The sequence below is a fragment of the Variovorax sp. PAMC 28711 genome (assembly GCF_001577265.1).
In the GTDB taxonomy this organism is placed as follows: Bacteria; Pseudomonadota; Gammaproteobacteria; order Burkholderiales; family Burkholderiaceae_C; genus Variovorax.
In genome coordinates this window covers 2,362,559-2,386,936 of record NZ_CP014517.1, presented here as the reverse complement: position 1 = coordinate 2,386,936, position 24,378 = coordinate 2,362,559, and the positions used below count along the sequence as shown (strand labels likewise).

Genomic DNA, 24,378 nt, shown 5'->3' with positions numbered 1-24,378 from the left:
ATGACCCGAACCCTGACCAAACTGCTGGTGGCCGGCGCCCTTTTGCTGAACGGCTGGCACCTCGCCGCGGCGCAGGACGTCGATCCGAGCGACATGGTGCGCGGCGGCTTGCAGGTGATCCAGATGATCGACCAGAACAAGATGGGCGAGCTCTGGGACGGCGCCGCGCCGGGGGCCAAGCGCCGCGTGACGCGGGTCGACTTCACCGCCCAGGTGGTCAAGGTGCGCACGCCGCTCGCCGCGGCACAGCAGCGCATCTGGGTCGCGATCAATCGCCAGGTGGTCACCGATGCCGATCCCGACCTGGCCGGCCAGTACGTGAGCGTCGAATACGAGACCCGCTTTGCCGGCAAGCCGAATGCCACGGTGCGCGAACTGGTCAGCTTCCACTACGACCGCGACGCCACCTGGCGCTTCTCCGGCTACGTGATTCGCTGACCATGGCCGAGCGCTGGAAGCCCAACGTCACGGTGGCTGCGGTCATTGAGCAGGATGGACGCTTCCTGCTCGTCGAAGAGCACACGAGCGACGGACTGATGCTCAACTCGCCGGCGGGCCATCTCGACCCGGGCGAGACGCCGGCCGAGGGCTGCGCCCGCGAGACGCTCGAAGAAACGGCGCACCACTTCACGCCGACTGCGCTGATCGGCGTCTACCTCGCGCGCTCGCCGCGCAAGACGCATGGCGAGAACGTCACCTACCTGCGCTTCGCTTTTGCCGGCATGCTCGGGGCTTTCGAACCCGACCGCGAGCTGGACGAAGGCATCGTCCGCACCGTGTGGATGACGGTCGACGAAGTGCGCGGCAGCGTCGCGCGCCATCGCAGCCCGTTGCTGCTCGAATGCATCGAGGACTATCTGGCCGGCCAGCGCTATCCGCTGGACCTCATCCACACCGATTCCTCGGTGGCAACGCTACAACAACGCTAGACGGTTCGGCTCAGGCCTCGGCCCGTTTGCGCGACTCCTCGTCGACCAGGTCTTTCTTGGACAGCTTGCCGACCGCCGTCTTCGGCAGCACGCTGCGCACTTCGAGGAAGCCGATCATCTCGTGCTTGCCCAGGCGGTCTTTCAGGAACGCCTTGAGCGTGTCGAGGGCGAGCGGCGCGGCACCGGCCTTCAGCACCACGAAGGCTTTCGGCGACTGCCCACGGTAGGCGTCGGGCACGCCGATCACGCAGACCTCGGCCACGTCCGGATGTTCGTAGATGGCCTCCTCGAGCACGCGCGGATAGACGTTGAAGCCGCCGCACAACAGCATGTCCTTGGTGCGGTCGACGATGTACAGAAAGCCGTCGGCATCGAATTTCGCGACGTCGCCGCTCTTGAAGTAGCCGTCGGGCGTGAACGACTCCGCGGTGGCCCGCGGGTTGTTCCAGTAGCCCTTCATCACGTTCAGCCCCTTCACGCAAAGCTCGCCCGGCTCGCCGGTCGCGACCTCCTGGCCGGAGCCGTCGAGCGCCAGCAGCTTGATGCGGATGCCCGGCAACGGCATGCCGCACGAGCCGGCCTTGCGGGCCCCGCGCGCCGGCGTGAAAGTGCCCGACGGCGAGGTCTCGGTCATGCCCCAGCCTTCGTTGAGATGGCAGCCGGTCAGGTCGAAGAAGCGCTGTTCCACCTCGACCGGCAGCGGCGCGCCGCCCGAACCGCAGAACTTCAGCGAACGCAGGTCGGTCTCGCCCACCTTCGGGTGCGACAGCATCGCCGTGTACATGGTCGGTACCCCGGGAAACACCGTGATCTTCGTGTCCGCGATTTCCTTGAACACCGCGTCGACATCGAACTTCGTGTGCAGCACCAGCGCTGCGCCGAGGCGCATGCCGAGCAGCATTGCCGCGCTCAGGGCGTAGATATGGAAGAGCGGCAGCACGACCAGAAAGCGCTCGACACCTTCTTCGAGCACCGGCGGCTCGCCCCGGGTCGATTCGACGTATTGCGCGCTCGCCGCACCGAGATTCGCGTGCGTCAGCATCGCGCCCTTGGGCAGGCCGGTGGTGCCGCCGGTGTACTGCAGCACGACGATTTCTTCCTTCAGGTCGCCGAGCGGATGGCGCTCGACGTGCTCTCCGTCGTTGTCGAGCAGTTGGGCAAAGGACATGTGTTTGTCGTCGGTCGGCACCGGCGCCAGCAGGCCCGCGCCTGCGAGGTGCGCGCGCACCGGGCCCGGAGCGCCGCTGTAGTCGGACAGGTTGCCGACGATGAGTTTCTGCAGCCGCGAGCCGGCCAGGATGCGGTCCATCTGCGGGTACATCGCGGCGAGATCGAGCGTGACGAGAAGGTCGGTCTGGCTGTCTTCCACCTTGTGCGAGAGCACGCGCTCCGCATCGAGCGGCGAATAGTTGACGACCACGCCGCCCGCCTTGATGACACCGAAGAACGCGATCGGGTACTGCGGCACGTTCGGCAGGAAGAGGCCGACGTGCACGCCCGGCTTCACCCCCAGCGCCTGGAAGCCCTGGGCGGCGCGGTCGCTCAGCTCGCCCAGCTCGCGGTAGGTGATGACGCGGCCCATGAACTCGATGCACGGCCGGTCCGGCCAGCGCGCGACGGCGTCATCCAGGAACTGCGAGACAGGCTTGAGCGCCAGTTCGGCGTCCCAGCACATGCCGGGGGGATAGGAACTCGTCCAGGGAGTCGCGGTGGGCATGGGGGTGTCTCCTGTGCTGGTGGATGCGTGACGCTCGACGACTTTAGCGTCGGGCGTCCGAGGGATTTCCCGCGTTCAGGCACCGGGTTGTCAGGCCGGGGACAATCACCAACTCATGAAAAAGCAGCGCATTGTGGTCGGTCTGAGTGGCGGAGTGGACTCCGCGGTGACGGCGCACCTGCTCAAGGAACAAGGGCACGAGGTCATCGGCATCTTCATGAAGAACTGGGAAGACGACGACGACAGCGAGTTCTGCAGCTCGAACATCGACTTCATCGATGCGGCCAGCGTGGCCGACGTGCTGGGCATCGAGATCGAGCATGTCAACTTCGCAGCCGACTACAAGGACCGCGTCTTCGCCGAATTCCTGCGCGAGTACCAGGCCGGCCGCACGCCGAACCCCGATGTGCTGTGCAACGCCGAGATCAAGTTCAAGGCCTTTCTCGACCACGCGATGCGCCTCGGCGCCGAGAAGATCGCCACCGGCCACTACGCACGCGTGCGGCTCAACGAGGCCACGCAAAAGCACGAGTTGCTCAAGGGCCTGGACCCATCGAAGGACCAGAGCTATTTCCTGCATCGACTGAACCAGGCGCAGTTGTCGAAGACGCTGTTCCCGGTCGGCGAACTGCACAAGACCGAGGTGCGGCGCATCGCCGACGCCATCGGCCTGCCGAATGCGAAAAAGAAGGATTCGACCGGCATCTGCTTCATCGGCGAGCGGCCGTTTCGCGAGTTCCTCAATCGCTACATCAGCAAGGCGCCGGGGCCGATCAAGGACGCGCGCGGCCGCGTCATCGGCGAGCACCAGGGCCTGAGCTTCTACACGCTCGGCCAGCGCCAAGGCCTGGGCATCGGCGGCGTGAAGGAGCGTGGCGCGCAACGCGGCGGCGGCGATCACTCGCCATGGTTCGTCGCGCGCAAGGACATCGCGGCGAACACGCTGTGGGTGGTGCAGGGGCACGACCATCCGTGGCTGCTGTCACACACGCTCGAAGCCGATGACACCAGCTGGGTCGCGGGCGACGCGCCTGCCGCGGGCGGCTACGGCGCCAAGGCGCGCTACCGGCAGGCCGACGCGGACTGCGCGCTGTCCGATGGCGCCGCGGGCCGGGTGCGCCTCGATTTTCCTGCGGCGCAATGGGCCGTGACGCCCGGCCAGTCGGCCGTGCTGTACGCGGGCGAGGTGTGCCTGGGTGGCGGCGTCATCGCCAGTGCCAGCGCCGCACCCTGACGGCGGGGCTTTTCTGACGACGCCATCGGCCTTGCCTATGATGGTCGGGCGCGGCGCTTGCATGCACCGCATCCAACCCTTCAGAGGAGTGCCCACGCCATGAAACCCGTCTCCGAATTGCTCAAGAACCGCGGCCCTGCGTTGTTCCACATTTCACCGGATGCCACCGTGTTCGAAGCGCTCCAGGTGCTGGAACGCCATGGCGTCGGCGCGCTGCTCGTGATGGTCGACCAGACGCTGACCGGCGTGGTGTCCGAGCGCGACTACACGCGCAAGGTGGCGCTGCAGGGCAAGAATTCGAAGGAGGTCAAGGTGGCGGAGATCATGACGGCCAACGTGATCACCGTCAGCCCCGCGACCCGCACCCGCGCCTGCATGACGCTCATGAGCCAGAAGCGGATTCGCCACCTGCCGGTGGTCGACGGCGACCAGGTGGTCGGCATGATCTCGATCCGCGACCTGATGGACGACATCATCGAAGGCCACGAGCAGACCATCGAACAGCTCACCAGCTACATCCAACAGTAGCGCGCGAAAACTACACGGTCGACAGCGCCGGCTGGCCCGCTTCGTCGCGGATGCCGGCCAGCAATTCGTAGGAGCGCAGCCGCGCCGCGTGGTCGAACACCTGTGAGGTGACCATCAATTCGTCGGCGCCCGTGCGCTCGACGAAGGCCCGCATGCCGGCGCGCACCGTCTCGACCGAGCCCACCGCCGAACACGACAGCACCGAGTCGAGCAGCGCGTTCTCCGCCGGACCGACCGTGCCGCGGTAGTTCTTGACCGGCGGCGGCAGTCGCCCGGGCCGGCCGCTGCGCAGGTTCACGAAAGCCTGCTGCCATGAGCTGGCGCGGAAGTTCGCCTCCGCGTCGGTGTCGGCTGCGAACACGTTGAAGCCGAGCATGACGTGCGGTTTCTGCAACTGCGCGGAGGGCTTGAAGGTTTCACGATAGATGCGGATCGCCTGCATCATCTGCTGCGGCGCGAAATGCGACGCGAAGGCGTAGGGCAAGCCCAGGTGCGCGGCGAGCTGCGCGCCGAAGGTGCTGGAGCCGAGGATCCAGATCGGCACTTCGAGCCCCCGGCCCGGCACCGCCATCACCGGCTGGCGCGGCGATTTCGACATGAAATCCATCAGCTCGACCACGTCCTGCGGGAACTGGTCCGAATCGGACTGCAGATCGCGCCGCAGCGCTTGCGCCGTGCGCTGATCGGAGCCCGGCGCGCGGCCGAGGCCGAGGTCGATACGGCCGGGGTAGAGCGATTCCAGCGTGCCGAACTGCTCGGCGATCACCAGCGGCGAATGGTTGGGCAGCATCACGCCACCGGCGCCGATGCGAATGGTCCGGGTGCCTGCGCCGACATACGACAGCAGCACGGCAGTCGCCGCGCTGGCGATGCCCGGCATGCCGTGGTGTTCAGCCAGCCAGTAGCGGGTGTAGCCGAACTTTTCGCCGTGCTGAGCGAGCGCGAGCGAGTTGCGAAACGATTGCGCGGCATCGCTGCCTTCGCAAACCGGGGACAGATCGAGGATGGAAAGAGGAACCATGTCCCGATCTTGGCCCGAACCGTCGATTTCCAAGGCCGAAAGGGCTATTCGGTCTGGTAGAGCGTGCCCACGCTGGCGAAATCGGCGCCGAGCTGCTCGATCTTCAACTCGAAGGCCGCGCGCTCATCGGGCGCCAGCACCGGCAGGTTTCTCACCTGGCGAAAACCCGTCAGCCTTCCGCTGCGATCGCGCAACGTGACCCAGAGCCGCGTGCGACGCACCACCGCCGTGCCGGTGTTGCGCACTTCGCCGCGCACCTCGACCATCCGCTGCGCAAAACCCTGCGCCGCCATCGGGACTGCGACGGTCGCGGGCAGGCGCCGCCCCGTGACCCGGATCTCGAGTGGCGCGCGCGCGCCCGGCAACGGGCGCCGGCCGACCGGCAGATCGCTGCCCAGGCGCTCGAAGCGGTCGGCATCGAGCAACACTGGATAGCGCTCGCCGGGGTAGAGGTACACCGGAGCGGCGATGCGCAAGACGCTGTCGGGCTCACGTCCCTCGAGCCGCGCGATCAGGGCCGTCGGGGCGACCAGGATCGATTGCCGGGCGTGGTTGACCAGCTCGGTCAGCACCATCGGGCGCCGGTCGCCGGCGCGCGCCACCATCCGCACTGCGGGCTCCAGCCGCGCGGTGTCGGCCCGCGTTTCGTCGTCGGCGAGCAGCGCCTCGACGGTCGCCGGTTGGTCGAGGGACAGCGCTTCGGGCGCCTCGTCGGTACGGACCACGCGATCGGGCGCCACCACGTCGACCGAATCGCCCGCCGGTGCTGGCACGCGGTAGCCGATCCGGTAGTCCCAGGCGGCAATCGCGGCGCCATTGCCGAAGCGTTCGATGCGCACGTCGATGGCAGCTTCTTCGCCTGGCTTGATCTCGCCCAATTGCGCGGTGCCGAAGCCGATCACCGCGCCCGTCGCGTCATAGACGGTGACCAGCACGTCGCACGACTCAACCGCCGTGTCGTCACGTCCGACGACACGGCCGACAAGGCGCACCACGTTGGCCTGCCGGACCAGCCGTGGCCGCGACAGCCGCAGCCGGGGGCCTGTCACATAGCGCTGCGCCACCTGGCGCCCTTCGGCCTGCACTTCCTGCCGCGTGCTGGTGGCGTCGCGCGGCAAATCGATCAGCACCGGCGCCGACTCGCCCGGTGCCAGCACGCCGCCGGCCACGCGTTCGCTGGCCTCGCCGATCCGGCGTTCGCCGCGAAAGAACACTGCGGTGACGAGCGGCGCTTCCACCGGCTCGCTCCCCTCGTTGCGCGCCATCGCCCACAGGCCGGGCCGAGCGGGGTGCTGACCCTTGTCGGTCACGACCATGCGCAACCCGTCCAGTTTCAGGCGATCGACCGACGCGCCCTGCTGCACCGCCTGCGATGGCCTGCCCGGCGCACGATGGGCGTCGAACCAGGCGTAGGAAAGCGCGGCGCCGACCAGCAACACGATCGTCGCGAGGATCGCGAAGTCGGCGAGGCGATCGCGGCGCTGCTGACGGGCCATCGCCAGTTGACGCGCCGCTTTCTGCTCGCGAAAGCGGAGGTCGAGTTGCAGACGAACGGCAGCCTCGTCGACCGTGGCGATCGAACGACAGTGTTTGCAGAGGTATTGGCGGGGTGCGATGCGCTTGAGCACATCGCCGCCGCACTCGCCGCAGCGGAGCGAATCAGGATCGAGGACCATCAGAGAGCCGTGAATCTACAGCGCGAATTCCCGACCCCCAAGGAAGGATTGCCGCAACTCGCGGTCTCAAACGTCAATGAAATGTGCGAGCGCTGGCGCGAACCCGACGAGGGCGCAAGTGCAATGAATGAGTGCAACACTGGACCTCCCAAACACAACGAGGAAGCTTCATGAGCACAGTCACCACCCACGACGGCGTCGAGATCTTCTACAAGGACTGGGGCCCGAGCGACGGCCAGCCCATCATGTTCCACCACGGCTGGCCGCTCTCGAGCGACGACTGGGACACGCAGATGCTGTTCTTCGTGCAGCAGGGCTATCGGGTGGTGGCGCATGACCGTCGCGGACATGGCCGGTCGGCCCAGGTGAGCGAGGGCCACGACATGGACCACTATGCCGCCGACGCCTTCGCGGTGGTCGAGGCGCTGGACCTGCGCAATGTCTTTCACGTCGGCCATTCGACTGGCGGTGGCGAAGTGGCACGCTATGTCGCCAAGCACGGTCAACCGAGCGGGCGCGCCGCCAAGGCCGTGCTGGTGAGCGCCGTGCCGCCGCTGATGCTCAAGACCGCCAGCAATCCCGAAGGCCTGCCGATGGAGGTGTTCGACGGCTTCCGTGCTGGCACCGGCGGCAATCGGGCGCAGACATTCCTCGATGTGGCCTCGGGCCCTTTCTATGGCTTCAATCGCGACGGTGCCAAGGTGTCCCAGGGCGTCATCCAGAACTGGTGGCGGCAGGGAATGATGGGCAGCGCCAAGGCGCACTACGACGGGATCAAGGCGTTTTCGGAGACCGACCAGACGGCCGACCTGCAGGCGATCACGGTGCCGACGCTCGTCATGCACGGCGATGACGACCAGATCGTGCCGATCGCGGATGCCGCCCTGAAGTCGATCAAGCTGCTGAAGAACGGCACGCTCAAGGTCTACAAGGGCTTCCCGCACGGCATGCTGACCACGCACGCCGACATCATCAACCCCGACCTGCTCGCGTTCTTCAAGAGCTGAACGTCGAACGGCTGCCGGCGCGCCGGCAGCCCTGCTTCAGAACGGAATGTCGTCGTCCATGTCGTCGAAGCCCGACGACGACTTGGCCGGCGCCTGGCGCGGGGCCGGCGCTGCGGCGCGGGGTGCCGCGGCAGGCGCGCGCGGGGCGTAGCCGCCGCCGCCACCGCCTTGCGAATAGCCGCCGTCGTCGTCACCGCCACCTTGCGGCCCGCCCATGCCCTGGCGGCTGCCCAGCATCTGCATCTGGTCGACACGGATGTCGGTGGCATATTTTTCGACGCCGTCCTTGTCCTGGTACTTGCGCGTGCGGATCTGGCCTTCGACATAGATCTGTGAACCCTTGCGCAGGTACTGTGCGGCAATCTCAGCGAGCCGGCCGTTGAACACGAGCCGGTGCCACTCGGTCGCTTCCTTCATCTCGCCGCTCTGCTTGTCCTTCCACTTGTCGGTGGTGGCCAGCGTGGCATTGCAGATCTGGTCTCCGCTCGGGAAGGTTCTGGTTTCTGGATCGCGGCCAAGGTTGCCGACGAGGATGACTTTGTTGACCGATGCCATGTGCACTGCCCCTGATAAAGGAATGGAAGGGAAGGAAAAAGAACCGACGATTATCCACGCCGGGTGCCAGCGGGGGCGGCAGGCGCCGCGGAACGTTCAGAATCACCGCGGTGAACCGCGAACCCGACTTCCTCCAGAACCTGCGCGCCGAACTCTCCAGCTTTCGCCTGTGGGTCGACCGCGCCATCGTGCTGGGCTACGCGGTGGCCGCCGGGCTCTTCGTGGTCGGCTTCACCATGGCCAGCGAATGGGCCTTCGCCCTTTTCCAGTCGCTGTACGGCAAGCATCCTTGGGCGGTGCTGCTCTGGACGCCGGCGCTCACGTCCGCCATCGTCTGGGTCACGCGCCGCTGGTTCCCTGGCGCCTCGGGCTCGGGCATCCCGCAGATCAAGGCGGCGCTCGACCCCGATCTGCCGCCGGAAAAGCGCGGACTCTTCGCGTCGCTTCGCCTTACGCTCGCCAAGATCGGCCTGGGCGTCGCGGGCTTCCTGGCCGGCCTCTCGATCGGCCGCGAAGGCCCTTCCGTGCAGGTGGCCGCCGGCGTGATGCAGCACGCCAAGCGCTGGCTGTCGCCGCACAGCACCATCGACACGCGCTCGCTGCTCGTGGCGGGCGGCGCCGCCGGCATCGCCGCGGCCTTCAACGCGCCGCTGGCGGGCGTGGTCTTCGCCATCGAGGAACTGTCGGGCCGGCTCGAGGCGCGTTCCAGCGGCGTGATCATCACGGGCATCGTGCTGGCCGGCCTGGTGGCGGTCTCGGCCTTCGGCAACCTGAGCTACTTCGGCGTGATCCATGTCACGCCGGTCGGCTGGAACCTGCTCGGCCCCGGGCTGCTGGTGGCACTGGCGAGCGGCGTGGCGGGCGGCATCTTCGCGCGACTGATGATCGCGTCGCTCACCGGCGCGCCGCAGCGGCTGAACCAGTGGCGGGCGCGCTACCCGGTGCGCTTCGCGGCCGCGGGCGGCCTGCTGATCGCCGTCATCGGCCTGGTGAGCGGCGGCGTCACCTTCGGTGCCGGGTCGGAGGCGGTCAAGCAGATGCTGGCCGGCCACGACGAGCTGACGCCGCTCTACACGCTGCTGAAGTTCATCGCGACCTGGCTCACCGCCTGGGTCGGGGTGCCCGGCGGCATCTTCGCGCCGTCGCTGTCGATCGGCGCGGGCATCGGCGACGGCATCGCGCATCTGGCGGGCGCCGACCTCGGCCCGGCGCTCATCGCCATGGGCATGGCCGGCTTCCTGGCGGCGGTGACGCAGGCGCCGCTCACGGCCTTCATCATCGTGATGGAAATGGTCGACGGCCATTCGATGGTGCTCAGCCTGATGGCCAGTGCCATGCTGGCGAGCCTGGTTTCGCGCATGATCAGCCGCCCCTTGTACGAGGCGCTGGCCGAGCACCTGGTGGGTGCCGCCATGGCGCAGACGCCTGCGACAAAGCCTGCTGCCGACAAAGTGCACCTGCCGCCCCCACCGCCCTGAAACGCCTGCGCGTCTATCATGTCCGGTTGCCCAGAACGGACTGCCCTCAGTGAATTCGCCCCCCGACGACGCCTACCTCGGCGCCCTGCTCGCGCAACAGCGCATCAGCATCCGCGGCGCACGCACGCACAACCTCAAGAACATCGACCTTGACATCCCGCGCAACAAGCTGGTGGTGATCACCGGGCTGTCGGGCTCGGGCAAGTCGAGCCTCGCGTTCGACACGCTGTATGCCGAGGGGCAGCGCCGCTATGTCGAAAGCCTGAGCGCGTATGCGCGGCAGTTCCTGCAGCTGATGGACAAGCCCGACGTCGACGTCATCGAAGGGCTGTCGCCCGCGATCAGCATCGAGCAGAAGGCGACCAGCCACAACCCGCGCTCGACCGTCGGCACCGTCACTGAAATCCACGACTACCTGCGCCTGCTCTACGCCCGCGCCGGCACGCCCTATTGCCCCGATCACCACCTGCCGCTGCAGGCGCAGACCGTCTCGCAGATGGTCGACGCGGTGCTGGCGATTCCCGACGAACCGCGCCTGCTGATCCTGGCGCCGGTGGCGCGCGAGAAGAAGGGCGAGTTCCTCGAACTCTTCGCGGAAATGCAGGCCGCCGGCTATGTGCGCTTCCGGGTCGATGGCGCCACCTACGAATACAACGACCTGCCCAAGCTCAAGAAGACCGAGAAGCACGACATCGACGTGGTGGTCGACCGGCTGCGCGCGCGGCCCGACATGCAACAGCGCCTGGCCGAAAGCTTCGAGGCCGCGCTGCGCCTGGCCGAAGGCCGCGCCATCGCGCTGGAGCTCGGACAAGAAGGCGTCGCCGACAAGGAACACCTCTACAACGCCAAGTTCGCCTGCCCGATCTGCCACTACTCGCTGGCCGAACTCGAGCCGCGCCTGTTTTCGTTCAACTCGCCGGTCGGCGCTTGCCCGAGCTGCGACGGCCTCGGGCATCGCGAGTTTTTCGACCCGACCCGCGTGGTGGCGTTTCCGTCGCTCTCGCTGGCGAGCGGCGCGATCAAGGGCTGGGACCGGCGCAACGGCTACTACTTCAGCATGCTGGAGAGCGTCGCCAAGCACTACAAGTTCAGCATCGACGCGCCGTTCGAGTCGCTTGACGTCCCGCTGCAGAACGCGATCCTGCAGGGCTCGGGCGAAGAAGAAATCAAGTTCAGCTACACGATGGAAAGCGGCCAGCAGGCCGGCAAGAAGCTCTCGCGCAAGCACCCCTTCGAAGGGATCATCCCGAACATGTCGCGGCGCTACCGCGAGACCGATTCGGTGCTGGTGCGCGAAGAGCTCGCGCGCTTTCGCAACATGCAGCCCTGCCCCGATTGCGGCGGCACGCGGCTGCGGCGCGAAGCGCGCAACGTGTTCCTGGTGAGCCAGCCGGGCGACGACGCGATCGAGCCGACGCGCACGCCGATCTTCGAGATCAGCCACGTCACGTTGCGCGAATGCCTGGCTTACTTCCAGACGCTGAAGCTGCGCGGCTCCAAGGCCGACATCGCCGACAAGATCGTTCGCGAGATCGGGCTGCGCCTGAAGTTCCTGAACGACGTCGGCCTCAACTACCTGAGCCTGGACCGCAGCGCCGAGACGTTGTCGGGCGGCGAGTCGCAGCGCATCCGGCTCGCGTCGCAGATCGGCTCGGGGCTGACCGGCGTGATGTACGTGCTCGACGAGCCGAGCATCGGCCTGCACCAGCGCGACAACGACCGGCTCATCAGCACGCTCAAGCATTTGCGCAACATTGGCAACAGCGTGATCGTGGTCGAGCACGACGAAGACATGATCGCGGCCGCGGACCACGTGATCGACATGGGCCCCGGCGCGGGTGTGCACGGCGGCCGCGTGATGGCGCAAGGCACCTACGCCGAAGTGCTGGCCAACCCGGAATCGCTGACCGGCCAGTACCTCTCGGGCGCAAAGAAGATCGAGGTGCCGAAGCACCGCACCGCGTGGTTGCCGGTGGTCGCCAGGCCGGCGTTCAACGAGGGAAAGAAGGCGACTCGCTTCGCACCGAGCCCGGCGGCCGAGCGCCGCGCGGCGCGCGAGGCGGCGCATCTCGCTTCGCAGAGTGACCTGCAGGAAATCCGCGTGATCGGCGCGACCGGCAACAACCTGCAGAACGTGAGCGTGGCGTTCCCGGTCGGCTTGCTCACTTGCGTGACCGGCGTTTCGGGCTCGGGCAAGTCGACGCTCGTGAACGACACGCTGTACGCGGCCGTCGCACGCACGCTGTACCGCGCGCACGAAGAGCCTGCGGCGCACGAAACGATCGAAGGCATCGAGTATTTCGACAAGGTCATCAACGTCGACCAGTCGCCCATCGGCCGCACGCCACGCAGCAACCCCGCGACCTACACCGGCCTCTTCACCCCGATCCGCGAGCTGATGGCCGAGACCAACACCGCACGCGAGCGCGGCTACGGCCCGGGCCGCTTCAGCTTCAACGTGGCCGGCGGCCGCTGCGAAGCGTGCCAGGGCGACGGCGTCGTCAAGGTCGAGATGCACTTCCTGCCCGACGTGTACGTGCCATGCGAGGTGTGCCACGGCCAGCGCTACAACCGCGAAACGCTCGAGGTGCAATACAAGGGCAAGAACATCGCGCAGATCCTCGACATGACGGTCGAGGTGGCGCACGAGTTTTTGAAGGCCGTGCCGACCATCGCACGCAAGCTGCACACGCTGCTCGACGTCGGCCTCAGCTACATCAAACTCGGCCAGTCGGCGACGACGCTTTCGGGCGGCGAGGCGCAGCGCGTGAAGCTCGCGCTCGAACTCAGCAAGCGCGACACCGGCCGCACCCTCTACATCCTCGACGAACCCACCACCGGCCTGCACTTCGCCGACATCGAGCTGCTGCTGAAGGTGCTGCACCAGCTGCGCGACGCGGGCAACACCATCGTGGTGATCGAGCACAACCTGGACGTCATCAAGACCGCCGACTGGCTCATCGACATGGGCCCCGAAGGCGGTGCCGGTGGCGGCATGGTGGTGGGCGAAGGCACGCCGGAAGACATCGCGGCGAACGAGGCGAGCCACACGGGCAAGTACCTGAAGCGGCTGCTGCCAGCGCCAGAATGATGCGCACCGCCTGAGTGCAAACGGCCGGCCACGCACCACAACGAAAGCATGCCGGCCGCCACTGGCCCCAACCACGGCGTGGCGCTGGTACTTACCGGGCGCGGCGCTTGCCTGCAGAGTCGGCATCAGCGCGGCATCTCGACGATGCCGCATTCCAGATGTCGATCTCAGGAGCTCCCATGAAATTCATCCAGTGTCTGTCGGTGGCCCTCGTGGCCTGCGTGTTGAGCGGCGGCGCCGCGGCGCAAACGAAAGAAGTGACCTTTGCGCACCAGGACATGCTGGTGCCGTTGCGCCTGGTCATGGAATCGGGCGAGGTCGAGAAGGCCACGGGCTACAAGATCAACTGGCGCATGTTCTCGGGTGGCGGCGACGTGATCCGCGCCATGGCATCGGGCGACGTGCAGATGGGCGAAGCCGGCTCCAGCCCGCTGACTGCGGCCGCGAGCCAGGGCCAGGACATCCAGCTCTTCTGGATCTCGGCCGACATCGCCGACGCCGAGGCGCTGGTCGCGCGCAACGGCTCGAACATCGCAAGCCTGAAGGATCTCAAGGGCAAGAAGGTCGCCACGCCTTTCGTGTCGACCGCGCACTACCAGCTGATGGCCGCGATGAAAATGGACGGCGTCGACGGCAAGAGCGTCAACGTGATGAACATGCGCCCGCCCGAGATCGCCGCCGCCTGGGAGCGCGGCGACATCGACGCCACCTTCATCTGGGATCCCGTTCTCTCCAAGATCAAGGGCAACGGCAAGGTCATCGCCACCTCCGGCAGCATCGGCAAACGCGGCGCGCCGACCTTCGAGGGCATCATCGTCAACAAGCAGTGGGCGGCTGCCAACGAACCGTTCATGGTGGCTTTCGTGAAGGCGCTGAACCGCGCCAACGACGAGTACAAGGCCTCGGGCAAGAGCTGGACGGCTGACTCCGTGCAGACAAAAGCGATGGCCAAGTGGACCAAGGCGAACCCGGCCGACGTCGGCCCGGCGATGGCGCTCTACACCTTCCCGACGCTGGCAGAACAGGTGTCGCCCGCCTGGCTCGGTGGCGGCGCCGCCAAGGCCATGGCCGCCACCGCGGCCTTCCTGAAAGAGCAGGGTCGCGTGCAGGAAGTGAAGCCCGACTACAGCGCGTTCGTGACCACCGCCTATGTGCAGAAGGCGATGGCGAAGTAGGCCCCGAGCAACCCCCGCGCAATCAAGGCACGCCATGCCCACGCTCGACATCCGCGACCTCGAGGTCCACTACGCCATCAAGGGCGGCTCGCTGCAGGCGCTGGCGCCTGTGAACCTCACGATGCACGACGGCGACTTCGTGGTCGCGCTCGGCGCCTCGGGCTGCGGCAAGAGCACGCTGCTCAACTGCATCGCCGGCTTCCTGCCGCCGTCGAGCGGGGATATCCTGCTCGACGGCCAGCCCATCGCCGGACCGGGTGCCGACCGCGGCGTGGTGTTCCAGAAGCACGCACTCATGCCATGGCTCAACGTGCGCGACAACGTGGCGCTCGGCCTCCGGCTTGCCGGGATGGACAAGCCGAAGCGCGAAGCCGTCTCCGACGCCAAGCTCGCGCTGGTGGGGCTGGAGAAGTACGGCGACCGCGCCGTCTACGAGCTGTCGGGCGGCATGCAGCAGCGCGTCGGCATCGCACGCGCGCTGGCCAGCGATCCGGCCCTGCTGCTGATGGACGAACCGATGGGCGCGCTCGATGCCTTCACGCGCGAGACAGTGCAGGAGATCCTCCTGCACGCCTGGCAGCAGTCGAACAAGATGGTGTTCTTCATCACGCATTCGGTGGAAGAGGCGCTGTTCCTCGGCACGCGACTGATCGTGATGAGCCCGAGCCCCGGCCGCATTTCGCATGTGTATGACGCCGTGCCGTTCTCGCGGCAATTCCTCGCGCACGGCGACGCGCGCAAGGTGAAGTCGGAACCCGAATTCATCCGCATGCGGGAAGAAGTGCTCGCCATCATTCACCAGCGGGAGGCCGCCCATGTCTGAACTTGCCATCGACGCCGGAACCCCGGTGGCGCCCGCCGTCGTGTCGACGCCGCCCAGGACCACGCGCTTCAAGGTGCCGGGCGAAGGCAACAGCGCGGGCATCAGCGTGATCACCGTGCTCGTGCTCATTGCCGTGTGGTTCGGCGTGACCAACCTCGGCTGGGTCAAGCCGATCTTCCTGCCCACCCCGCAGGCGGTGTTCCAGCAGTTCTACGAATACCTCACCGGCCAGGCCAACGACAAGCCGCTGTGGCAACACTTCCTGGCGAGCATGCTGCGCGTGTTCTCGGCCTTCGCGCTGGCCTGCGTGACCGCGATCCCGATCGGCATCGCGATGGGCATGAGCCGCGTGATGCGCGGCATCTTCGACCCGCCGCTGGAGTTCTACCGGCCCCTGCCGCCGCTGGCCTACCTGCCGCTGATCATCATCTGGTTCGGCATCGACGAAGTGCCCAAGGTGCTGCTGATCTTCTTGAGCTGCTTCGCACCGCTGGCGCTCGCCGCGCGCTCGGGCATGCGCAGCGCGTCGCAGGAGCAGATCAACGCCGCGTACTCGATGGGCGCGAGCTACCTGCAGGTGATTCGGCACGTCATCCTGCCCTCGGCCATGCCCGACATCCTGATCGGCATGCGCATCGCCATCGGCTTCGGCTGGACCACGCTGGTCGCCGCCGAGATGGTCGCCGCCAACGTCGGCCTGGGCCAGATGGTGCTGAACGCATCGAACTTTCTGCGCACCGACATCGTGATCATGGGGATCATCGTGATCGGCGTGGTGGCGTATCTGTTCGACTTGCTGATGCGGTCGGTGGAGCGGAAGGTGGTGCCTTGGAAGGGGCGGATGTAGTCGCCGGCACCTGCGCCGGTTCGCAAGCTGGCTAGACTCACCAGCGCGGGCGCCCGGCCCGAGTCCCCGCCCGACGCGGCGAACCGAGCCCAAGAACCATGCAGCTGTTGCCGACCGAGCAACCCACCGCCGCTGCGCAACAGCGCGATTACATCCTCGCGTTCGCCGCCGTGCTGGCCGCGCTGGGACTGCGCTACCTGCTGAACCCGCTCTTGGGGCAGCAGGGGCCCTACCTCATCCTCTCGCTCGCCATCGTGGTGGCTGCGTTCTATGGCGGCTTCGGGCCAGCGCTTTTCGCCACGGTGGTCAGCACCTCCATCGGCACCTACTTTTTCATCGGCGACGGCCACTGGCAAGACTTCTTCGAGACCCAGAACATCAGCCGGACCCTTCTGTTTCTGGTCATCGGACTGAGCATCGGCGTCATCGGCGGGCGCCTGCGCGCGTCGCGCCATGCACTGGCTGACAGCGTGCGCCAGCTGCGCGCCAGCAACCGCGCCAAGGACAACGCCATGGCCACGCTGGGCCACGAGATCCGCAACCCGCTGTCGGCCCTGCACACCGCGCAGGAAGTGCTGCGCCGCGCGCCCGACGATGCGAAGCGCGTGGTGTGGGCCAGCGAACTCATCGGGCGGCAAGTGCTGCAAATGAAGCGCATGGCCGACGACCTCGTCGACCTCTCCGGCGTGATGCGCGGCGAGTTCAAGATCGACTCACAGCCGATCGACCTGCGCAAGGTGCTCGCGCAGGCGCTGGAACAGAGCGGGCCGCTCATCGAGAAGAAGGGCCATCGACTGCACACCGACCTGGGCACGGAGCCGGTGGCGGTACTCGGCGACGCGACGCGCCTCGTGCAGGTGTTCGCGAACCTGATGAACAACGCGGCCAAGTACACCGACCCGGGCGGCGACGTGACGCTGGTCTTGCGCACCACCGCCGCACGCAAGGTGGCCGTGACCGTGAGCGATAACGGGATCGGGATGCAGTCGGAGTCGATCAACGACCTCTTCGAACCCTTCGTTCAGGCGCCGGGGGCGGCGTCGAATGCAGAGGGTGGGTTGGGCCTTGGGCTGGCGATCGTGAAGAAGATCGTGGAGCGGCATGGCGGCGACGTGTCGGCTGCGAGTGCGGGGCTTGGGATGGGAAGCGCCGTGACCGTGCTGCTGCCGTTGGCCTAAGGCCATCGCGAACGGCACCGGGCGAGGACCGTTACCCCCGCTCCCGCTCCCGCTCCATCCCCCTCACCGCATCCCGCAACGCCCGGATCCCCGGCTCGATCTGCCCCAAATCGATCGATGACAGCCGCAACCGGAAGTACGGGCACGGCCGCGGCGGGTTGGCGAAGAACACATCGCCGGGTTCGATCAGCACGCCGTGCTGGCGGGCGCGCAGCGACAGGGCTGCGCCGTCGAGCCAGTCGGGCGTTTTCACCCACACCGAGGCGCCGCCCTGGGCCGGCTGCGATTCGCATTCGGGCAGGTGCGCGGCCAGCGCCGCGGTGACAGCGTCCATGCGCTGGCGCAGCACCTGGTTCACGCGGCGCGCGTGCGAGTCGTGGTGCCCGAGCGAAAGAAACAGCGCGTACGCATGCTGCAGGAATGCGCTGGGGTGCCGCACCATCGCGTGGCGAAGCACACGCAGCTCTTCGATCAATTCCTTCTGCGCCACGATGTAGCCGAGCCGCAGCGCGGGCGACAGGCTCTTGCTGAGCGAGCCGATGTAGATGACGCGGCCGGTCTTGTCGAGGCTCTTGAGCGCGGGCGTCGGCTCGCCGGCGTAGAGGTTCTCGGCCTCGTAGTCGTCTTCGACGATCACGAAGTCCTGCAGCGCGGCCTTGCGCAGCAGCCATTGGCGGCGCTCCAGGCTCAGCGTGTGCGTGGTCGGGCTCTGGTGCGACGGCGTGACGAACACGTAGTCGAGGTCAGGCAAGGCATCGACCACCAGCCCTTCATGATCGACCGGGATGCCGATGAGCTGCGAGGTGCGCAACGAAAACGCATTGCGTACATGCGGGTAGCCAGGCTCCTCGAAGCCGACGCGCGTGCCGCGATCGAACAGCGCCTCGGCCACCAGGTAGCACGCATGCTGGGCGCCGACGGTCACCAGGATTTCTTCGGGTCGCGCGAACACGCCGCGCTTGGGCAACAGCCGCGTGCGGATCTGCTCGATCAGGTCGGGCATGTCGTCGGTCTCGAAGTCGGGCGTCCAGTTCGGCAACTGCGAGCGCGCGAGGCTGCGCACACAGCACTCGCGAAAGTCTTCGGTGGGAAAGAGCTGCGCGTCGTGCGTGCCGTAGACGAAGGGATACGCGAATTCGCGCCACTGGTCGGGCTTGGACAGCGTGGGCTGCTGTCGCAACGAGCGCAGCACGCGCTGTTGCCATTGCGGCGCTGCGCCGGTGGCGGCGCCCTCCGCGCTGAAGGGGTCGACGATGCGATCGGCTTGTGCAATCGACAGGGGCCGTGCACCGGATTGCACGAACACGCCCGAACGCGGGCGCGATTCGAGATAGCCCTCGTCGACCAGCTGCTGGTACACCGCGGTCACGGTGTTGCGGCTCAGGCCGAGCACCTGCGCCAGATCGCGCGACGACGGCAATGCGGCGCCAGCGGCGAGCCGACCGTCGAGGATCACCTGCACCACCTTGAGCCGCAAGCGCGACTGCAGCGGCAACCCGGTGTGGTGGTCGAGCGCGAAAAGTTGCGCCCACAGCGGCGTGGTCGAGGGCGGCTTCGCGCTCACCGATGCGCCTTCCACACGACGCCGCACGCACCCGAATCGGGCGTGCGGACATCGACGGTGCATGCGGTGAACGATCTGGCTTTCACGATGGGGCGGGACTGGCTCTATGGGTTGGGAAGGGCCGAGCTTAACCTTTGGTCAACCTCGAAACACCGCAGCTGGAGCCCTCTTTGAACCCCGTCGCCACCCCCGTCACCACCGCCGTGCTCGAAGCCTTTTCGGACGCATGGAACCGCCACGACCTGCCCGCGCTGATGTCCTTCATGCACGCGGATTGCGTGTTCGACACCGCCGCCGGCCCCGAGACTTTCGGCACGCGCCACACCGGCCACGAAGCCGTCGCCAAGGCCTTCGCCGCGGCCTGGACGAACTTTCCCGATGCGCAGTGGCGCGACGGCAAGCACCTCGTCATGGGCGAGCGCGGCATGTCGGAGTGGACCTTCACCGGCACCGCGCCCGACGGCACGCGCAGCGAGTCCGACGGCGTCGATCTCTTCACTTTCAAGGACGGAAAGATCCTCGTCAAGAACGTATTCCGCAAGGCCCGTCCGATGTTGCCGGCCGCCTGAACACACGCCAAGGAACCGGCCATGAGCATCAGCACGCCCCGCGAACTCTTCGCACCCTACGACCCGGCCTACGACCCGCTGGTGTCCGACGGCCCCGGCCACAACCGCGACTACGCACCGACCTACTGGGCCGCCACCGCCGGCCCCGCACCCGACGACGACGGCCCGGTGTCGGGCGACATCGATGCCGACGTGGTGATCATCGGCTCGGGCTTCACCGGCCTCGCGACGGCGCTGTTCCTGGCGGAAGAACACGGCATCAAGGCCGTGGTGCTCGAAGCCAACCGCGTGGCCTGGGGCTGCACCAGCCGCAACGGTGGCCAGGGCCAGAACGCCAGCGGCCGGCTCTACCGATCGCAGTGGATCGAGCGCTGGGGACTGCCGACGGCCAAGCGGCTCGACGCTGAAATCCGCTACGGCTTCGAGACCTTCAAGGCGCTCGTGGCCGATGCCGATTGCGACCCGCAGCCGGGCGGTCATCTCTACATCGCGCACCGCGAAAAGAAGATGGCCTTTCTCGAGAACGAAACGCGCGTGATGCGCGACCAGTTCGGCTACGACGCCCGCATGCTGAGCAACGACGAGGTGCGCGGCCAGTACTGCAACGACCAGGACGCGCACGGCGCCATGCACGAGGCCGAAGGCATCTGCGTGCATCCGCTCAAGCTGGCCTACAGCTACCTGAAGCGCGCGCGCGCCGGCGGCGCCAGCGTGCATCCGTCGAGCCCGGTGATCGGCTGGGAAACGAAGAACGGCGTGCACCACCTGAAGACGCCGGGCGGCACGGTGCGCGCCCGCGCAGTCGGCATCGCGACCGGCGCGTACACCGCACCCGGCCTGCACCCGACGCTCAAGAACCGGATGTTTCCGGTGCTGTCGAATTCGATCGTCACGCGGCCGCTCACCGATGCGGAACTGAAGGCGACCAACTTCCTCACGCACGAAGCCATCACCGACACGCGCACGCTGCGCTTCTATTACCGCCTCCTGCCCGACAAGCGCGTGCAGATCGGCAGCCGCAGCGCCATCACCGGGGCCGATGCGAGCCGCGACGCGCACTACAAGCTGCTGGTCGAGGGGCTGGAGCGCAAGTTCCCGCCGCTGAAGGGCATCCCCATCGACTACTCATGGTGGGGCTGGGTCGACGTGGCGCACGACATGATGCCGCGCATCGTGCAGCCCGACGCGAAGCAGAGCGTGTTCTATGCGCTGGGCTACGGCGGCAACGGCGTGTCGTTCTCGGCGCACGCGGGCAAGCGGCTGGCGCAACGCATCGCGGGCCATGACGACGTCGCTTTCGACCTGCCGATCTACGACAGCCCGCTGCAGTTTCCGCGGCAGGGCGAATGGGCCGCGCCGTTCCGCCGTTTCGGCCAGAGCATGTTGTACCGCTGGTACGCCCTGCGCGACGAAGTGCTCTGACGCACTGGCCCCATCGATTGCCACGCTCTGGCCCCATCTGCGGCCGCGCGATGGAACGCATCTTGCGAAACCGGTTTCAGTTCTTCAGGAGTACCTCAATGATTTCCAGCCTTCGCTTCAACCGCCGCGTCCTTTGCCTCGCGGCCTCGCTCGCCCTCACCGCAGGCGCCCTGCCGACGGCGGGCGCCCAGGAAATCAAAAAGGGCGGCACGCTCGTGATCGGCTCCACGCAGGCACCGCGCCACCTCAACGGTGCGGTGCAGTCGGGCTTGGCGACCGCGCTGCCGTCGACGCAGCTCTTCGCGAGCCCGCTGCGCTTCGACGACAAATGGAACCCGCAGCCGTACCTCGCCGAGAAGTGGACGCTGGCGCCCGACGGCAAGTCGCTCACGCTCAATCTCCGGAAGGACGCCGTCTTCCATGACGGCAAGCCGGTCACCTCGGCCGACGTCGCGTTCTCGATCATGGCGATCAAGGCCAACCATCCGTTCACCACCATGCTCGGCCCGGTCGAGAAGGTGGAAACGCCCGACCCCTACACCGCCATCATCCGCATGAGCGTGCCGCATCCGGCCATCGTGCTGGCCATGAGCCCGGCGCTGTGCCCGATCCTGCCCAAGCACATCTACGACGACGGCAAGGACCTGAAAACGCACCCGCGCAACGCCGAGAACGTGGTCGGCTCGGGCCCGTTCAAGCTGGTCGAGTTCAAGGCCGGACAGCGCATCGTTCTGGAAAAGTTCGACAAGTTCTTCCTCGCCGGCAAGCCCTACCTCGACAAGGTGATCTTCAGCATCAGCCCCGACGAGCAGGGCATGCTGCTGGGCCTGGAACGCGGTGACTTCCAGATGCTGCCGTACATGGCGAGCTCGGTGAACCTGCGCCGCGTGAAAGCGAACCCGAACCTCAACATCACCGACAAGGGCTACGACGGCATCGGCTCGATCAACTGGCTGGCGTTCAACCTCGAGCGCAAGCCGGTGTCGGACGTGCAGGTGCGCAAGGCCATCGCCACCGCGATCGACAAGAACTTCATCACCAAGGCGTTGATGGGCGGCTTCGCGACGCCGATCGACGGCCCCATCGTGCCGGGCAGCCCGTTCGCCGAGCCCGACCTCGTGAAGTACCCGCTCGACCTGAAGAAGGCGAACGAGATGCTCGACGCCGCCGGCTACAAGGCAGGCGCCGACGGCAGCCGCTTCAAGCTCACCATCGACTACATCCCCGGCACCGACGAGCAGCAGAAGAACGTGGCCGAGTACATGCGCTCGCAGCTCAAGAAGATCGGCATCACGGTCGAGGTGCGTGCCTCGGCCGACTTTCCGACCTGGGCCAAGCGCATCGCCGCGCACGACTTCGACATGACGATGGACACCGTCTTCAACTGGGGCGACCCGGTGATCGGCGTGCACCGCACCTACCTGTCGACCAACATCAAGCCGGTGATCTGGACCAACACGCAGTCGTACAACAACCCCAAGGTCGACGAGCTGCTCAACAGCGCCGGCCAGGTGCTCGACCCGGTCAAGCGCAAGGCCTACTACGCGACCTTCGAGAAAATCGTGACCGACGACGTGCCGATCGTCTTCATCAACGGTGCGCCGTACCACACGGTCAGCCTGAAGAAGGTGGCGAACGTGCCGACCACGATCTGGGGCCCGGCGTCGCCGCTGGACGAGGTCTGGTTCAAGTAAGCCGCGGCCATGAACGCCCTGCGCTTTATCGCCAACCGCCTGCTGCAGGCGTTGCTGCTCATCGCCGCGGTGGTGGTGCTCAACTTCGCGCTGGTGCATGCGGCACCGGGCGACCCGGTCGAGACGATCGCGGGCGCCAGCGGCGGCATGACCGAAGAGATGAAGGCCGAGCTGCGCCAGAGCTACGGGCTTAACCAGCCCTTGCCGGTGCAGCTCGGCGTGTACCTGGCCCGCGTCGCGCGGCTCGATCTCGGCTACTCGTACTTCTTCAACCTGCCGGTCTCGGGCCTCATCGGAGAGCGCATTCCGGCGACCTTGCTGCTGGTGCTGTGCTCGGTGGTGTGGGCCTTCCTCGCCGGCACCGCGCTCGGCGTGCTGGCGGCGCGCAAGCCCAACGGCTGGCTCTCGCAGGCCATCACGGTGCTGTCGATGGTCGGCTTCGCGGCGCCGGTGTTCTGGAGCGGGATGATGCTGGTGATCCTGTTCGGCTCGGTGTTCCCGATCTTCCCGATCTCCGACATGCGCGCAGTGGATTCGAGCGGCGGCGGCTGGCGCGACGTGCTCGACGTGGCGCATCACCTGGTGCTGCCCTCGGTCACGCTCGGCCTGGTCTACCTCGCGCAGTACAGCCGGCTCGCGCGCGCCAGCATGCTGGAAGTGATGGGCGCCGATTTCATCCGCACCGCACGCGCCAAGGGCCTGGCCGACCACGTCGTGCTCTACAAGCACGCGCTGCGCAACGCGGTGCTGCCGGTGATCACGGTGCTGGGCCTGCAGTTCGGCAACGTGATGGCCGGCGCGATCCTGGTCGAGACGGTGTTCAACTGGCCCGGCCTCGGCCGGCTCGCCTTCGAAGCCGTGCTGCGCCGCGACTACCCCACCGTGCTCGGCGTGCTGCTGTTCGCATCGGTGGTCGTGCTGGTGATGAACCAGCTCACCGACCTGGCCTACCGCCTGGTCGACCCGCGCATCAAGGCACGCTGACATGGCTGCAACGCTTCCCCTTTCCGTCGTCTTGCCCCCCAAGGCACCGTCGCCCATCGCCGAAGCGCTGCGCATGTTCGCGCGCAATCCGTCGGCCGTGGTCGGGCTGGTGCTGCTCGGCGTGATCGTGCTGCTGTCGGTGTTCGGCCCGATGCTCTATGTGGCCGACCCGTTCGAGATTCGGGCCGCGCCGCTCACGCCGCCCGGCACCTCCGAGGCCTGGTTCGGCACCGACTACCTCGGGCGCGACGTGCTCATTTCGCTGCTGTACGGCGGGCGCGCCACGCTGCTCGTCGGGGCCGTCGCGGCGCTGCTCTCGGTACTCATCGGCATCACGATCGGCGCCTTCGCGGGTTACTACGGCGGCCGCGTCGACGGCGTGCTGATGCGCGTGACCGAGTTCTTCCAGGTACTGCCGGCCCTGCTCTTCGCGATGGTCGTCGTCACGCTGTTCTCGCCCTCGCTGGTCACCGTCACGCTGTCGATCGGCCTGGTCAGCTGGCCCGGCACGGCGCGGCTGGCGCGCGGCGAATTCATGCGCTACCGCGACATGGAATTCGTGCGGGCCGAGCGCTCCATCGGTGCGGGCAACGCCCGCATCATCTGGAAGGTGATCCTGCCGAACGCCTTCGCGCCGCTCATCGTGTCGGCCACGCTGGCGATCGGCGCGGCGATTTTGTTCGAGGCCGGGCTCTCGTTCCTCGGCCTCGGCGACCCCAACCAGATGAGCTGGGGAATGATGATCGGCTCGAGCCGCCAGTACGTGCTGTCGTGCTGGTGGGCCGTGGTCTTCCCCGGTGCGGCGATCTTTCTCACGGTGCTCGCGGTCAGCCTCATCGGCGACGGCCTGAACGATGCACTCAACCCGAAACTCCGGGAGCGTTGA

21 protein-coding genes are annotated in these 24,378 nt (G+C 67.1%); 16 read left to right on the top strand and 5 right to left on the bottom strand.

What is annotated here, in order from left to right; all coding sequences use genetic code 11:
* Positions 1-438, top strand: a complete 438-nt coding sequence (locus AX767_RS11715; RefSeq protein WP_068631504.1) for a DUF4019 domain-containing protein — start codon at positions 1-3, stop codon at positions 436-438.
* Between the two features lie 2 nt (positions 439-440).
* Positions 441-929, top strand: coding sequence for an NUDIX hydrolase (locus AX767_RS11710; RefSeq protein WP_068631503.1), 489 nt, complete (start codon positions 441-443; stop codon positions 927-929).
* A gap of 10 nt (positions 930-939) precedes the next feature.
* Here the strand turns inward: AX767_RS11710 and AX767_RS11705 are convergent, their stop codons facing one another.
* A complete protein-coding gene (locus AX767_RS11705) occupies positions 940-2,646 on the bottom strand; it encodes a long-chain-fatty-acid--CoA ligase (protein ID WP_068631502.1) in 1,707 nt (568 codons plus the stop codon).
* A 115-nt stretch (positions 2,647-2,761) separates the two neighbouring features.
* Between AX767_RS11705 and mnmA the strand changes: the two genes are divergently transcribed.
* Both mnmA and AX767_RS11695 read left to right on the top strand, forming a co-directional pair.
* On the top strand, positions 2,762-3,880 hold the full coding sequence (gene mnmA / locus AX767_RS11700; RefSeq protein ID WP_068631501.1) for a tRNA 2-thiouridine(34) synthase MnmA: 1,119 nt from the start codon (positions 2,762-2,764) through the stop codon (positions 3,878-3,880).
* Positions 3,881-3,979: 99 nt separating this feature from the next.
* On the top strand, positions 3,980-4,408 hold the full coding sequence (locus AX767_RS11695; RefSeq protein ID WP_068631500.1) for a CBS domain-containing protein: 429 nt from the start codon (positions 3,980-3,982) through the stop codon (positions 4,406-4,408).
* Positions 4,409-4,418: 10 nt separating this feature from the next.
* On the opposite strand, the gene AX767_RS11690 is transcribed toward AX767_RS11695, so the two are convergent.
* A complete protein-coding gene (locus tag AX767_RS11690; protein WP_068633621.1) occupies positions 4,419-5,429 on the bottom strand; it encodes an LLM class flavin-dependent oxidoreductase in 1,011 nt (336 codons plus the stop codon).
* Positions 5,430-5,473: 44 nt separating this feature from the next.
* Positions 5,474-7,105: an FxLYD domain-containing protein gene (locus AX767_RS11685; protein ID WP_068631499.1), complete on the bottom strand. Its 1,632-nt coding sequence runs from the start codon at positions 7,103-7,105 to the stop codon at positions 5,474-5,476.
* Between the two features lie 170 nt (positions 7,106-7,275).
* Between AX767_RS11685 and AX767_RS11680 the strand changes: the two genes are divergently transcribed.
* Positions 7,276-8,112, top strand: a complete 837-nt coding sequence (locus AX767_RS11680; RefSeq protein WP_068631498.1) for an alpha/beta fold hydrolase — start codon at positions 7,276-7,278, stop codon at positions 8,110-8,112.
* Between the two features lie 36 nt (positions 8,113-8,148).
* Here the strand turns inward: AX767_RS11680 and ssb are convergent, their stop codons facing one another.
* On the bottom strand, positions 8,149-8,667 hold the full coding sequence (gene ssb, locus AX767_RS11675; protein WP_068631497.1) for a single-stranded DNA-binding protein: 519 nt from the start codon (positions 8,665-8,667) through the stop codon (positions 8,149-8,151).
* Between the two features lie 110 nt (positions 8,668-8,777).
* Between ssb and AX767_RS11670 the strand changes: the two genes are divergently transcribed.
* The 6 genes from AX767_RS11670 (at position 8,778) to AX767_RS11645 (ending at position 17,259) form a co-directional block, all read left to right on the top strand.
* On the top strand, positions 8,778-10,145 hold the full coding sequence (locus AX767_RS11670) for a chloride channel protein (protein ID WP_068631496.1): 1,368 nt from the start codon (positions 8,778-8,780) through the stop codon (positions 10,143-10,145).
* 49 nt (positions 10,146-10,194) lie between these two features.
* Positions 10,195-13,236, top strand: coding sequence for an excinuclease ABC subunit UvrA (gene uvrA, locus AX767_RS11665; RefSeq protein WP_068631495.1), 3,042 nt, complete (start codon positions 10,195-10,197; stop codon positions 13,234-13,236).
* A 179-nt stretch (positions 13,237-13,415) separates the two neighbouring features.
* Positions 13,416-14,411, top strand: a complete 996-nt coding sequence (gene tauA, locus AX767_RS11660; protein WP_156481032.1) for a taurine ABC transporter substrate-binding protein — start codon at positions 13,416-13,418, stop codon at positions 14,409-14,411.
* Between the two features lie 34 nt (positions 14,412-14,445).
* The gene (locus AX767_RS11655) at positions 14,446-15,234 is read left to right on the top strand and encodes a taurine ABC transporter ATP-binding protein (RefSeq protein WP_068631493.1); all 789 of its coding nucleotides are present in this window, start codon (positions 14,446-14,448) and stop codon (positions 15,232-15,234) included.
* Positions 15,227-16,081 (top strand): ABC transporter permease subunit, encoded by an 855-nt coding sequence (locus AX767_RS11650; RefSeq protein WP_068631492.1) that lies wholly within the window; start codon positions 15,227-15,229, stop codon positions 16,079-16,081. Before AX767_RS11655 ends, AX767_RS11650 begins: the two co-directional genes overlap by 8 nt.
* Before the next feature lie 98 nt (positions 16,082-16,179).
* Positions 16,180-17,259, top strand: coding sequence for a sensor histidine kinase (locus AX767_RS11645; protein WP_068631491.1), 1,080 nt, complete (start codon positions 16,180-16,182; stop codon positions 17,257-17,259).
* A gap of 31 nt (positions 17,260-17,290) precedes the next feature.
* Here AX767_RS11645 and pdxR read toward each other — a convergent pair whose 3' ends face one another.
* On the bottom strand, positions 17,291-18,823 hold the full coding sequence (pdxR, locus tag AX767_RS11640; protein WP_068633619.1) for a MocR-like pyridoxine biosynthesis transcription factor PdxR: 1,533 nt from the start codon (positions 18,821-18,823) through the stop codon (positions 17,291-17,293).
* Between the two features lie 170 nt (positions 18,824-18,993).
* On the opposite strand from pdxR, the gene AX767_RS11635 reads away from it, so the two are divergent.
* The 5 genes from AX767_RS11635 (at position 18,994) to AX767_RS11615 (ending at position 24,378) form a co-directional block, all read left to right on the top strand.
* A complete protein-coding gene (locus AX767_RS11635; protein WP_082754996.1) occupies positions 18,994-19,392 on the top strand; it encodes a nuclear transport factor 2 family protein in 399 nt (132 codons plus the stop codon).
* 21 nt (positions 19,393-19,413) lie between these two features.
* Positions 19,414-20,814, top strand: a complete 1,401-nt coding sequence (locus AX767_RS11630; RefSeq protein WP_068631490.1) for an NAD(P)/FAD-dependent oxidoreductase — start codon at positions 19,414-19,416, stop codon at positions 20,812-20,814.
* Between the two features lie 101 nt (positions 20,815-20,915).
* Entirely contained in the window at positions 20,916-22,508 is a 1,593-nt protein-coding gene (locus AX767_RS11625; protein ID WP_068633615.1) for an ABC transporter substrate-binding protein, read from the top strand.
* A 9-nt stretch (positions 22,509-22,517) separates the two neighbouring features.
* The gene (locus AX767_RS11620; RefSeq protein ID WP_068631489.1) at positions 22,518-23,492 is read left to right on the top strand and encodes an ABC transporter permease; all 975 of its coding nucleotides are present in this window, start codon (positions 22,518-22,520) and stop codon (positions 23,490-23,492) included.
* A gap of 1 nt (position 23,493) precedes the next feature.
* Complete coding sequence (locus AX767_RS11615; protein WP_068631488.1) at positions 23,494-24,378, top strand: ABC transporter permease; 885 nt, start codon at positions 23,494-23,496, stop codon at positions 24,376-24,378.

What these genes read in the sequence shown, in the direction of transcription:
- AX767_RS11715 (WP_068631504.1), top strand. Translation starts at nt 1, where the DNA reads ATGACCCGAACCCTGACCAAACTGCTGGTGGCCGGCGCCCTTTTGCTG.
- AX767_RS11710 (WP_068631503.1), top strand. Translation starts at nt 441, where the DNA reads ATGGCCGAGCGCTGGAAGCCCAACGTCACGGTGGCTGCGGTCATTGAG.
- AX767_RS11705 (WP_068631502.1), bottom strand. Translation starts at nt 2,646, where the DNA reads ATGCCCACCGCGACTCCCTGGACGAGTTCCTATCCCCCCGGCATGTGC.
- mnmA (WP_068631501.1), top strand. Translation starts at nt 2,762, where the DNA reads ATGAAAAAGCAGCGCATTGTGGTCGGTCTGAGTGGCGGAGTGGACTCC.
- AX767_RS11695 (WP_068631500.1), top strand. Translation starts at nt 3,980, where the DNA reads ATGAAACCCGTCTCCGAATTGCTCAAGAACCGCGGCCCTGCGTTGTTC.
- AX767_RS11690 (WP_068633621.1), bottom strand. Translation starts at nt 5,429, where the DNA reads ATGGTTCCTCTTTCCATCCTCGATCTGTCCCCGGTTTGCGAAGGCAGC.
- AX767_RS11685 (WP_068631499.1), bottom strand. Translation starts at nt 7,105, where the DNA reads ATGGTCCTCGATCCTGATTCGCTCCGCTGCGGCGAGTGCGGCGGCGAT.
- AX767_RS11680 (WP_068631498.1), top strand. Translation starts at nt 7,276, where the DNA reads ATGAGCACAGTCACCACCCACGACGGCGTCGAGATCTTCTACAAGGAC.
- ssb (WP_068631497.1), bottom strand. Translation starts at nt 8,667, where the DNA reads ATGGCATCGGTCAACAAAGTCATCCTCGTCGGCAACCTTGGCCGCGAT.
- tauA (WP_156481032.1), top strand. Translation starts at nt 13,416, where the DNA reads ATGAAATTCATCCAGTGTCTGTCGGTGGCCCTCGTGGCCTGCGTGTTG.
- AX767_RS11655 (WP_068631493.1), top strand. Translation starts at nt 14,446, where the DNA reads ATGCCCACGCTCGACATCCGCGACCTCGAGGTCCACTACGCCATCAAG.
- AX767_RS11650 (WP_068631492.1), top strand. Translation starts at nt 15,227, where the DNA reads ATGTCTGAACTTGCCATCGACGCCGGAACCCCGGTGGCGCCCGCCGTC.
- AX767_RS11645 (WP_068631491.1), top strand. Translation starts at nt 16,180, where the DNA reads ATGCAGCTGTTGCCGACCGAGCAACCCACCGCCGCTGCGCAACAGCGC.
- AX767_RS11630 (WP_068631490.1), top strand. Translation starts at nt 19,414, where the DNA reads ATGAGCATCAGCACGCCCCGCGAACTCTTCGCACCCTACGACCCGGCC.
- AX767_RS11620 (WP_068631489.1), top strand. Translation starts at nt 22,518, where the DNA reads ATGAACGCCCTGCGCTTTATCGCCAACCGCCTGCTGCAGGCGTTGCTG.
- AX767_RS11615 (WP_068631488.1), top strand. Translation starts at nt 23,494, where the DNA reads ATGGCTGCAACGCTTCCCCTTTCCGTCGTCTTGCCCCCCAAGGCACCG.